The organism is Bacillus sp. AFS001701, assembly GCF_002559405.1.
Taxonomy (GTDB): domain Bacteria; phylum Bacillota; class Bacilli; order Bacillales; family Bacillaceae_G; genus Gottfriedia.
This window is the reverse complement of sequence record NZ_NTZO01000397.1, coordinates 1-10961: the sequence shown is the minus strand read 5'-3', so window position 1 is coordinate 10961 and position 10961 is coordinate 1. Positions and strand designations below refer to the sequence as shown.

11 protein-coding genes are annotated in these 10961 nt (G+C 33.2%); 7 read left to right on the top strand and 4 right to left on the bottom strand.

Annotated features, from left to right (window positions below):
• Positions 1 to 118: 118 nt before the first annotated feature.
• Positions 119 to 463 (top strand): DUF485 domain-containing protein, encoded by a 345-nt coding sequence (locus CN514_RS20050; protein ID WP_098234103.1) that lies wholly within the window; start codon positions 119 to 121, stop codon positions 461 to 463.
• Positions 460 to 2010: a solute symporter family protein gene (locus CN514_RS20045; RefSeq protein WP_098234102.1), complete on the top strand. Its 1551-nt coding sequence runs from the start codon at positions 460 to 462 to the stop codon at positions 2008 to 2010. Before CN514_RS20050 ends, CN514_RS20045 begins: the two co-directional genes overlap by 4 nt.
• Before the next feature lie 67 nt (positions 2011 to 2077).
• On the opposite strand, the gene CN514_RS20040 is transcribed toward CN514_RS20045, so the two are convergent.
• The gene (locus CN514_RS20040) at positions 2078 to 2602 is read right to left on the bottom strand and encodes an acyl-CoA thioesterase (protein WP_098234101.1); all 525 of its coding nucleotides are present in this window, start codon (positions 2600 to 2602) and stop codon (positions 2078 to 2080) included.
• Positions 2603 to 2750: 148 nt separating this feature from the next.
• Between CN514_RS20040 and CN514_RS20035 the strand changes: the two genes are divergently transcribed.
• Together CN514_RS20035 and CN514_RS20030 are read left to right on the top strand one after the other, a co-directional pair.
• Positions 2751 to 3710 (top strand): aromatic acid exporter family protein, encoded by a 960-nt coding sequence (locus CN514_RS20035; RefSeq protein WP_098234100.1) that lies wholly within the window; start codon positions 2751 to 2753, stop codon positions 3708 to 3710.
• Between the two features lie 13 nt (positions 3711 to 3723).
• Positions 3724 to 4239 carry a L,D-transpeptidase gene (locus CN514_RS20030; RefSeq protein ID WP_098234099.1) on the top strand — a complete coding sequence of 172 codons (516 nt, stop codon included), beginning with the start codon at positions 3724 to 3726 and terminating at the stop codon, positions 4237 to 4239.
• A 69-nt stretch (positions 4240 to 4308) separates the two neighbouring features.
• On the opposite strand, the gene prli42 is transcribed toward CN514_RS20030, so the two are convergent.
• Positions 4309 to 4401, bottom strand: coding sequence for a stressosome-associated protein Prli42 (gene prli42 / locus CN514_RS25870; protein WP_156339731.1), 93 nt, complete (start codon positions 4399 to 4401; stop codon positions 4309 to 4311).
• 223 nt (positions 4402 to 4624) lie between these two features.
• Positions 4625 to 6286: a M4 family metallopeptidase gene (locus tag CN514_RS20025; RefSeq protein ID WP_098234098.1), complete on the bottom strand. Its 1662-nt coding sequence runs from the start codon at positions 6284 to 6286 to the stop codon at positions 4625 to 4627.
• A gap of 445 nt (positions 6287 to 6731) precedes the next feature.
• On the opposite strand from CN514_RS20025, the gene mce reads away from it, so the two are divergent.
• From mce to CN514_RS20010, 3 genes are read left to right on the top strand one after another with little or no spacing between them, the layout of a single operon-like run.
• A complete protein-coding gene (mce, locus tag CN514_RS20020; protein ID WP_098234097.1) occupies positions 6732 to 7151 on the top strand; it encodes a methylmalonyl-CoA epimerase in 420 nt (139 codons plus the stop codon).
• The gene (locus CN514_RS20015) at positions 7138 to 8679 is read left to right on the top strand and encodes an acyl-CoA carboxylase subunit beta (protein WP_098234096.1); all 1542 of its coding nucleotides are present in this window, start codon (positions 7138 to 7140) and stop codon (positions 8677 to 8679) included. The genes mce and CN514_RS20015 overlap by 14 nt, the downstream gene beginning before the upstream one ends.
• Before the next feature lie 38 nt (positions 8680 to 8717).
• On the top strand, positions 8718 to 9836 hold the full coding sequence (locus tag CN514_RS20010; protein ID WP_098234095.1) for a M20/M25/M40 family metallo-hydrolase: 1119 nt from the start codon (positions 8718 to 8720) through the stop codon (positions 9834 to 9836).
• 449 nt (positions 9837 to 10285) lie between these two features.
• Here the strand turns inward: CN514_RS20010 and CN514_RS20005 are convergent, their stop codons facing one another.
• Positions 10286 to 10882 (bottom strand): DedA family protein, encoded by a 597-nt coding sequence (locus CN514_RS20005; protein ID WP_098234094.1) that lies wholly within the window; start codon positions 10880 to 10882, stop codon positions 10286 to 10288.
• Between the last annotated feature and the right edge of the window lie 79 nt (positions 10883 to 10961).

Genomic DNA, 10961 nt, shown 5'->3' with positions numbered 1-10961 from the left:
TATTAAAGTGGATCAAAATGAAATAAAATTATCTTAGTTTCTGAATATTCTTTCACTTTGATTACAATAATTTCTTCAAATTTTTCAAGAAATAAAAACTTGAAAGGAGACTATGATGATGGAATTGGACCAAAACTCTAGTACGAGTATAACTCAAAGCAAATACTCGGAAGTTGCAAAATCTCATGAGTTTAAACAGTTACTGAGAGCAAAAAGAAAGTTTATTCTACCTATGTCTTTATTCTTTTTTTGCTTTTACATTGCATTACCATTAATGACTTCTTATTCAAAAGCACTTAATACAAAAGCATTTGGAGAGGTTACATGGGCTTGGATGTTTGCATTTGCTCAATTTGTTATGACATGGGTATTATGTATGATTTACAGTAAGAAAGCTGAATCCTTTGACAAAATGGCAGAAGGAGTATTAGAAAAGTTAAATAAAGGTGGTGAGGAAATTTGAATACAACGGCATTTACATTATTTTTAATTATCGTACTAGGAACGCTAGTTATTACATATTTCGCTTCAAAAAAAACAAAAGATGCGAAAGATTTTTATACTGCAGGTGGTGGATTGACGGGATGGCAAAATGGATTTGCAATTGCAGGTGACTATATGTCAGCAGCATCCTTTTTAGGAATTGCAGGTGCGATTGCTTTAACTGGATTCGATGGATTTTTCTATAGCATCGGATTTTTAGTTGCATATTTAGTCGTTTTATATTTAGTAGCAGAGCCTTTACGAAATCTTGGAAAATACACGTTAGCAGATATGATTGCTGCCCGATTTGATCAAAGAAAAGTAAGAGGGGTAGCCGCGTTAAATACAATGACGATTTCAATCTTCTATATGATTGCACAACTAGTTGGTGCTGGTGCACTGATTAAATTATTACTAGGAATTGATTATACGACTGCTGTTTTAATAGTAGGTATATTAATGACTGTATATGTAATATTTGGAGGAATGAGGGCTACTAGTTGGGTTCAAATCGTAAAGGCAATCCTTCTAATGCTTGGAACATTAGTCATTTCAATCATCGTTTTTGCTAAATTTAATTTCAACATTAATGAAATGTTTAGTCAAATGAGAACAGCAACTCCTCTAAAGGACTCGTTTTTAAATCCAGGTGTAAAATATACAAATGGATTAGATACAATTTCATTAAATTTAGCACTTGTTCTTGGAACTGCGGGGTTACCACATATACTGGTACGCTTCTTTACAGTACGTGATGCGAAAACGGCACGAAAATCAGTCGTTTATGCAACTTGGTTAATCGGGGCATTTTATATCATGACCATTTTCCTTGGATTTGGTGCAGCTGCATTTGTTGGAAATTCTGAGATAATAAAAGCAAATCCAGCAGGAAATATGGCGGCGCCACTTTTAGCTGAAGTATTAGGTGGTAACTTTTTATTTGCCTTTGTTTCAGCTGTAGCATTTGCAACTATACTTGCAGTAGTAGCAGGGCTAGTATTAACTGCTGCATCTGCCTTTGCACATGATTTTTACAATGAAATCTTAAAACAAGGTAAGGCAACTGAAAAAGAGCAAGTTACAATGGCTAGATATGCATCGATTGGAGTTGCTTTAATCTCAATCTTACTTGCAATATTTGCACAAACATTAAATGTTGCCTTTTTAGTATCCTTAGCATTTGCTGTTGCTGCAAGTGCGAACTTACCAGTCATACTCTTTACAATCTATTGGAAACGTTTTAATACAACTGGCGCAATTACTGGTATGTTAACTGGATTACTATCTGCAATCATTCTAGTAGCAATTAGTCCAAATATTTGGAGTCCAATAGAAGGAAAAGCCATTTTTGTTGGAGAGCCATTAATTAATTTAATGAATCCGGGGATTATATCGATTCCTTTAGGATTCATAGCTGCTTATTTAGGTACGATTCTTTCAAGTAAAAAAGAAAATGAAGCTAAATTTGATGAAATTCTTGTGAAGTCTAATACTGGCCATGGTGTATCTGGTATTTCTACGCATTAATCACAATTAGAAAAAAAGAAACTGAAGAAAATTTCTCAGTTTCTTTTTTATTTAGGAACAAATTAATTTACTCATCACTTTGTTTTAATTTTAAAGGTTTCGTAGAGAATGTCGATTCAATGTTTTTACTGATTAATTTATTATTTTTACGATTTTCGATTCTTGCTTTTGCTATTTCAGCAAGTTCTCGTTCTTCTTCGGTTTCAAGAATGATCGATGGAACTGGTACCGTTTTATTATCTTTCATTCCAACAAATGTTAAAAATGAAGTAGCTGCAACACGGCGATTGCCTGTAATCAAGTTCTCTGCAATCGCTTTTACGAAAATTACCATAGATGAAGTTCCTGTAACGACGACAAAGGATTCATAAGAGATACAATCCTCTTCTGTAACAGGATGTAAGAAGTCCACATGGTCGATCGAAGCAGTTACACATTTCAATCTTGAATGTTTAGAAGCAGTAATTGAAGCAGTCATATCCATGTCAGCAAGAATTTTTCCTCCAAATAAAGTTTGGTGATTGTTTAAGTCGGTAGGGAAAACTCGAACAGTTAATGCTGAACGTGATTCATGGCAATATTTTGAACTCATAAATTCACACCTTTTATTAGAATAATGATATTTTTACCAATCTATTTTTTATTAAGCGTAATTATGAGATGAAATTTTCATTTCAAATATTAACCTTTTCAATGAATCAAATACTACATGAAGTAAAACATAAATAATAGGTGATATTATGTATAGAATTGGTTCAAGAATTGTTAAAACGGCGTTAGGGAGTGCAGTTGCAATTTTTATTGCACAATCGGTGGGAGTTCATTTTTACTCGTCTGCTGGAACATTAACAATATTATGTATACAAACTACTAAAAAGCGTTCATTAGATACAGCATTAAGAAGGTTTTCTGCATGCGTTCTGATCATCCTTTTTTGTATTTTTTTCTTTCATATTTTTGGTTATACACCTTTAGCGATTGGAATATTACTTTTATTTTTTATTCCAAGCTTAGTAAAGCTTAAAATTCAAGAAGGAGTCATTTCTAGTGCTGTTATCATGCTACATTTATATGGACTAAAAAAAATTACAGCTCCAATAATAGTAGATGAGTTAACTGTAATTGTAATAGGAATTGGTGTAGCTTTACTTTGTAATTTATATATGCCTAGTTTAGATGATCAAATAAAAAACTTTAAAGTACAAATTGATTCTAAATTTTGTTTTATTTTTGAGAAGATTTCTATTTATTTAAAAGAACCAGCTAATAAGTGTTTTTTAGAAGAATATGATGAAACAGTAAAATTGCTTCAAGAAGCGAAAAGAATTTCTAAATTAGAAATCGATAATCATTATTTTAAATCATCCAATGATGAAGATTATGAATACTTTTTATTAAGAGAACGGCAACTTGAAATTATCCATCGTATTATTGACACAGTTTGTGACATTAAAGTGAGTAACGAACAATCTCATATTTTATCCAAATTTTTTAATGATTTAAGCTTTTCAATAAATCCAATTATAAGTGGTGTTATATGCTTACATCAGTTAGAAGAAATCTATCATATGTTTCGTGCAATGCCACTCCCAAAAACATCTGATGATTTTGAAACTCGAGCAGCGGTTTTAACCATCATCAATGAAATGGAAAGCTTTTTGATTATGAAATCAAAGTTTAAGGGAAAATACGTTAAGTGAAATTAAAAAGGAGTTGCTTTATTTGCTTAAACTAGTTCTATCACTACTTTTAGTAATTGGTCCAGTATGGCCACTTGGACAAAATCCAAGGGTAGGAGAACCGTTTATTATCATTAATAAAGAAGTAAATAATTTGGCATATATAGAAGATGGTAAAGTCCTAAGGATTTATCGAATTGCTACCGGAAAAACAGCAGATTTAACTCCTGAAGGTATTTTTAATATTACATATAAAGCCAAAAATCCATATTGGCGCAAAAAGAATATTCCAGGAGGCGATCCTAAAAATCCTCTAGGAACTAGATGGATTGGTTTTGACGCATTAGGTACAGATGGTTCGATTTATGGTATACATGGAAATAATGACCCTTCATCAATAGGTAAATATATATCAAATGGATGTGTAAGAATGTATACAAATGATGTGAATGAACTTTTTGATAAAATCCCTTATGGAACGAAAGTGTTAATCACAACATCATCAAGTTCATTTGAACAACTAGCTCGTGAACAAGGTGCAATCAAATAATAAAGAGGATTCACTATCAAAATCTAAAGATCTTGATGATGAATCCTCTTTTCCATATTATTTGGCCTTTTATAACATAGCAGCGATACCTGCAAGTAAAGTAGTAGCAAGCATTGAAATTAACATAATCATAACGACTACTTTTTGTGTTTTTTTTCTCATGTGATTACCACCTTATAGTAAAGAATTACAATTTATTAATAATTTATTAGAATCATACAAGTGTTGTCCTATTTTAGCATATGTAGGATATTTTTTACAGTCTAAGCTTATTCAATTCCCTTGTCTAATAATTACGCTACCTTTTTCCAAAATAAAAAAGGGTCTCATAAGCATTTTTAGCTTACGAGACATCCCTTATTTACTCAAAATGTAAAGTGAAATTTTACTTAACTCCAACTGCATCAAATGCTTTATTTACTGTAGTTACTTCAGCGGAGCTGGTACCGAAAAGGTCAGAAGCTGCTTTCACGCATGCTGCACGTGCTTGACTGAAAGTAGAGGAAGCTGTTAAGTAAACAGTATTTGCACGATAGAAAATTTGAGCTAGTTTATCATTTCCGATTCCTGTAACAGTCACGCCGTAAGCTGTTCCACCTTGAGTGATTAAATAAGCAGCTTTATTAATAATACCACTATTTGTATGAACTCCTCCATTGTCAGAAGTTCCAGTGTAACGATTTGCATAATTATCTGGATCTCCATATTTAGTTGGATTACTCATCGAACGAAGTGCATCACCTGCAATTTTTGGTGTATAAACATCTTCACCAATCTCGTAATCAGGATTTTTATTATTATAGAACTCTATTAATGTTCCAAAAATATCAGAAATTGCTTCGTTTAGTGCACCCGATTCATTCTGATAAGTTAAATTTGAGCTAGTTTCTGTTACTGCGTGAGTTAACTCATGTGCTACTACGTCAATACCACCCGATAATGGTTTAAATGTTGTTCCATCACCATCGCCGTAAACCATTTGTGTACCGTTCCAAAACGCATTGTTGTAATTACGGCTATAATGGACACTCGATTTTAGTGCACCGCCTTTATTATTATAGGAATTTCGGTCAAAAACTTTATTATAATAATCAAATGTTAAACCAGCAAAATAATGTGCATCAACTGCAGCTGCATCATAAGTGCTATTTAGAAGGTTATCAGGACTTGTCCAAAGTGTACCAGCAAGACGTTGTCGGTTTGCTGCATCATATGTGAAAATACCACCTGAGGCTCTAGTATTATCTTGTAAATAGTAAGTTGAACCAGATTGGGTCATATTTAGTGTTTTTGAATCACCAAGCACGCCAACCCCTGTTCCAGTTGTATTCGTACTACTTGCTGTACCACCTGGTTTTGCAGCAGGAGCACTACTATCTGCTTCATCTAAATTATTATAGCTATTTAATATTTTTCCTGTTGATGCATCAATGAAATAATTAAAGTTTCCAGGTTTAGGAGAAAGGAAGTTTAAGTTTACAAGGTAAGCATAGGTTGCTTCATCACCATTTGTGTAAACTACTAGATCTGCTGTAGGGTCTTTTTCATAGATAGGAGTATAACCAAGGTCGGCTTCTGCAATTTTAATAGATTTGTTGGCTTTTACTTTCTTTTCAGATTTAAGTCCTTTTTTCGTATCTAGATTAGGTGCTACCGTACCAGAGAAAGCTGTTAGAACACCATCGTCTGCAACTAATGCTGTTTGAGTAGAACCCCAAACAGGTACACCGTTATATACTTGTTGTAGTCGAAGAGCGGTACCTAACATATCTTTATTGCTAGACTTAATGGAGAATGATTCTTCTGAGGATTTCGAACCGAGTTTGAATTTATCTTTGTTAGCATTTACATAACCTAGTACAATGCTCTCAGGACTTTGAGTTGATGACTTTGTCAGCTGACCAGATACAAATTCAGGAGATCCTACAGATTCATTATACTTGTAGCTAGATAACACATTTTTTGGTGCAGCATATGTATTTGTTACTGAAAAACTACTTGCTGCTAAACCTAAAGATAACCCAACTGCTAAAACTTTTTTGTTCACTTAAATTCCTCCCTAGTTACAAATAGTGATAACGAGCTAATACTATCATGTAATCTAGTAGGTTTACAAACTACAAAAAACTGCAATAATTGCACTTTTTTTTGGAAAAATAAGTCTTTTATATCGAGTCTATTTAACCCCTCGATTATTAAGTAGTCATATTGTTTTATTAATTGAGAAAAGTGAGGGGAATGCCGTCGAACTATTTTTAATTGCTTGTAATTTTCGTGTTTAGCTTAATTGTTCTATGATTCAAAATCATAGCGTCATTTTCATTGTTATCTCTTAAAATACGGTTGTATACTGCTACGGTTTTTAATCATGTTTGTCCACTTTCTTGAATATTGTTTAAATAATAGCTTATGTACTTTTGAACCGATCAAAGTACATAAAAAATCTCATATGTTTCTAAAAAAAGCATTGATTTGAAGGAGAGGGCAAAAAAATGTTCACAAATATAGATCATATGGCAATCTGTGTAAAAAACTTAAACGAGAGTATTAAAAAGTATGAAGGTGATTTAGGTTTATCATACTCATATCGAGAAATAGTTGAAGACCAAGGTGTAGAAGTCGCATTTTTTAAAACAAATAAAATAAACATCGAATTAATCCAACCACTTACATCAACGAATCCTGTACATAAATATATTGAAAAAAAAGGTGAAGGTTTGCACCATATTGCTTTTCAAGTAGATGACATCGAAAAATCCCTATTAGAACTTAAAAAACGCCAATTCAATTTAATCCATCATTCACCACGTAAAGGGAGTGAGGGTTCAAAAGTTGCCTTTATCCACCCTAAACAATTCGGAGTATTAATTGAAATTGTTCAAAAAAGGGGGGAGTTTAATGAGCAAGTATGATGATCTTTATAAACTTTATGAAAAGAAATCTGAAATAGAGCAAGGTGGAGGATTTGAACGGATTGAGAAACAACATGAACGTGGAAAGTTTACAGCACGAGAAAGAATAGACATGCTATTAGATGAAGGGAGTTTTGTTGAGTTATTTAGTTTTGTCGAGCATCGTTGTTCAGATTTTGGAATGGATGAACAAAAAGGTGCATGTGATGGAGTTGTCACAGGTTATGGAAAAATTAACGATCGTACGGTCTTTGTTTTTTCGCAAGATTTTACTGTGTTCGGCGGTGCTTTAGGTGAAATGCATGCGAAAAAAATAAGTCAATTAATGGACATGGCAGTACAGTGTAAGGCTCCGATTATTGGTTTAAATGATTCAGGTGGTGCGAGAATCCAAGAAGGTGTCCTTTCTTTAGATGGTTATGGACATGTTTTTTACCGAAATACGATTTATTCTGGGGTCGTACCGCAAATTTCAGTTATTATGGGGCCTTGTGCAGGTGGTGCAGTCTATTCTCCAGCAATTACTGACTTCGTTATCATGGTTAATGGAACTAGCCAAATGTTTATTACTGGACCAAAGGTAATCGAAAGTGTAACAGGTGAAAAAATCACTGCAGAGGATTTAGGTGGAGCTAAAGTCCATAATGAGATAAGTGGAAATGCTCATTTCCAAGCTGAGTCGGAAGAAGAAGCCCTTAAGGTCGTTAGAAATTTAATGGAATATTTACCTGCACATTGGGAAGAAAAAGCACCTACTAAAATGAAAAGTGAAAAAGATTTAGATGATTTAATGGAGTTAATTCCTGATGAAAGTAGTCGACCTTATGATGTTAAAAAAATAATAGAAATGATTGTAGATGATGATTCCTTTTTTGAAGTTCAAAAAGATTTTGCTAAAAATTTAGTTGTAGGATTTGCTAGATTAAATGGTGAAGTAGTAGGACTCGTTTGTAATCAACCAAAATTTATGGCTGGAGGATTAGATTTACATTCTGCTGATAAAGGGGCTAGATTTATTCGTTTTTGTGATAGTTTTAATATACCAATCATCACTTTTGTTGATGTGACAGGGTTTTTCCCTGGTGTAAAACAGGAACATGGAGGTATAATAAGGCATGGTGCTAAGCTTTTATATGCGTATTCTGAGGCAACAGTTCCAAAAGTTACAGTCATTACGAGAAAAGCATTTGGTGGAGCATATGTTGCATTAAATAGTAAATCAATTGGAGCAGATTTAGTATTTGCATGGCCAAACGCTGAAATCGCTGTAATGGGTGCTGCAGGTGCTGTAAATATATTATACGGAAAAGAAATCTCTCAAAGTAATCGACCAGATGAGTTAAGATCAGAATGGATGGATCAATATAAAGAGAAATTTTCTAATCCATATGTTGCTGCAAAATACGGTTTAGTTGACGATGTTATTGATCCAAGGATGACTAGAAAAAAGCTTATTCAATCATTAGAAGTATTAAAAAACAAAAATGAAAAGCGCCCAGCAAAAAAACATGGTAATATACCTTTGTAGACATTTTTTTACATATTCAATATGGAGGCATGACACAAATGATTAATGAACAACGTATAGTTGAAGAATTTTTAGAATTAGTACAAGTAGATTCTGAAACTAAGTTTGAAGCTGAAATTGCAAAGGTTTTAAAACAAAAATTAGAAGCCCTTGGAATGAATGTTTTTGAAGACGACACGATGGGTGTTACAGGTCACGGTGCTGGAAATATTGTTGCTACAATTCCTGCTACTAAAGAAGGCGTTGACGGTATTTTCTTCTCTTGTCATATGGATACAGTAACTCCAGGTAAAGGAATCAAGCCATCAATCAAAGATGGATATATCGTTACTGACGGAACTACAATTCTAGGTGCAGATGATAAAGCTGGTATCGCAGCATTTTTAGAAGCTGTAAAAATCATTAAAGAACAAAATATTGAGCATGGTGAAATCCAATTCATTATCTCAGTTGGTGAAGAATCTGGATTACATGGTGCTAAAGCAATGGATCCAAAATTAATCACTACTAAATTTGGATATGCATTAGATAGCGATGAAGAAGTAGGTAACATTATCGTAGCAGCTCCAACTCAAGCTAAAGTAATTGCGACTATTTATGGTAAAACAGCACATGCAGGTGTTGCACCTGAAAAAGGCGTTTCAGCGATTACGATTGCTTCAAAAGCAATTGCAAGAATGCCACTTGGTCGAATCGACGAAGAAACGACTGCTAATATCGGACGTTTCGAAGGTGGAAGTGCAACAAATATCGTATGTGATCAAGTGAATATTTTAGCTGAAGCCCGTTCATTAATCGGTGAAAAAATGGAAGCTCAAGTAGCTAAAATGAAAGCTGCTTTTGAAGAAGCAGCTACTGAAATGGGTGGACGTGCTGAAGTAGAAGTTCAAATTATGTACCCAGGATTTAAATTTGGTGAAGGAGACCACGTTGTTGAAGTTGCAAAACGTGCAGCAGAAAAAATTGGACGTACTCCTGCATTACAACAAAGTGGTGGAGGATCTGACGCGAACGTATTCGCAGGTCACGGTTTCCCAATTGTAAACTTAGCAATCGGTTATGAAGAAATCCACACTACTAATGAAAGAATGCCAATTAAAGAGTTAGTAAAAACTGCTGAAATGGTCATTGCAATTGTAGAAGAAGTTGCTAAATAATTAAGTAAAAAAGGGCTGTCTTATCTGTCAGATTAACTGATAAATAGGCGCCCTCTTTTTATTTTTAAAAATAATAAAAGAACGTACTTACGTGAAGGGTATCTCAACAGCTCAATTTATTTTGATATGAAATGCTCGTTGTTTTTTAGTGGATTAGAAGCTTTTTTTCAAGTTTTTAATCGATTTTAGAGTATATTTGCTAGTTTTCCTTTTGAAAGGATCAACTATTATACGATTTTTAGCTATAATACCTTAACGGGTATGGGGGATTTTTAATTTTAATTGCGATTCTTTGGAGTTTAATTGCAGTTTTGCTAATTTTAATTGCGATTTTCAGAATTTATTTGCAGGCCACTATTCACGTATAATTGACATACTCATTTTCAACAAAAAAAAGACGAAACACACTGTCTCGTCTTTCTAAATAGTTAAGAATTCTAAAACTAACTCTAATTTGTAGTTAATCGTTTTCTATATAGGAAAAAGAATACGATCGCAAGCAATAAGGCAGTTGGAAATATGACTAAACTATACTTTGCAAAAATAGACGCCACTTTATCCCATTCTTCACCAAAAATTTTTCCTAATGTTATAAAAGTAAATCCCCAAAGGATTGCTCCAATAAATGCAAATGTTGCAAATTTTCTATAAGAATATTTATTAATGGCAGCAAAATAAGCAGTTAAATGCCTGACTCCGGGAATAAAAAATCCTATTATAAGAATATATGGTCCAAATTTTGTAAATAAGCTTTTTGTCATTTCAATTTTTTTCTCTGTAATATGAACTTTTGGTCCATATTTATTAAGTAAAGGTAAACCAAATATGTATCCAAGTAAATAACTTAATGAGATTCCACAAATGATTCCAATAATGGCACAAGCTATTGAAGGTAAATATAACAATCTACCTAGAAATACATTATAACCTATGTAAACTAAAAGAATTTCATCTGGTAGTGGTAATCCAATAATGCCTCCTATTAATGCTAAAATGATGCCTAAATAACCATAGTGACTAATTATTAAGTTTAAATGTTGAACCATTGATCATACACATCCTCGATTTTTTCCGCGTGAAGTAAATAGGCAAAAATTTATTTTAAAGATAATATCATTGTATACA

What these genes read in the sequence shown, in the direction of transcription:
- prli42 (WP_156339731.1), bottom strand. Translation starts at nt 4,401, where the DNA reads ATGAGAAAAAAAACACAAAAAGTAGTCGTTATGATTATGTTAATTTCA.
- CN514_RS20010 (WP_098234095.1), top strand. Translation starts at nt 8,718, where the DNA reads ATGATTAATGAACAACGTATAGTTGAAGAATTTTTAGAATTAGTACAA.
- CN514_RS20015 (WP_098234096.1), top strand. Translation starts at nt 7,138, where the DNA reads ATGAGCAAGTATGATGATCTTTATAAACTTTATGAAAAGAAATCTGAA.
- CN514_RS20005 (WP_098234094.1), bottom strand. Translation starts at nt 10,882, where the DNA reads ATGGTTCAACATTTAAACTTAATAATTAGTCACTATGGTTATTTAGGC.
- CN514_RS20050 (WP_098234103.1), top strand. Translation starts at nt 119, where the DNA reads ATGGAATTGGACCAAAACTCTAGTACGAGTATAACTCAAAGCAAATAC.
- CN514_RS20035 (WP_098234100.1), top strand. Translation starts at nt 2,751, where the DNA reads ATGTATAGAATTGGTTCAAGAATTGTTAAAACGGCGTTAGGGAGTGCA.
- CN514_RS20040 (WP_098234101.1), bottom strand. Translation starts at nt 2,602, where the DNA reads ATGAGTTCAAAATATTGCCATGAATCACGTTCAGCATTAACTGTTCGA.
- mce (WP_098234097.1), top strand. Translation starts at nt 6,732, where the DNA reads ATGTTCACAAATATAGATCATATGGCAATCTGTGTAAAAAACTTAAAC.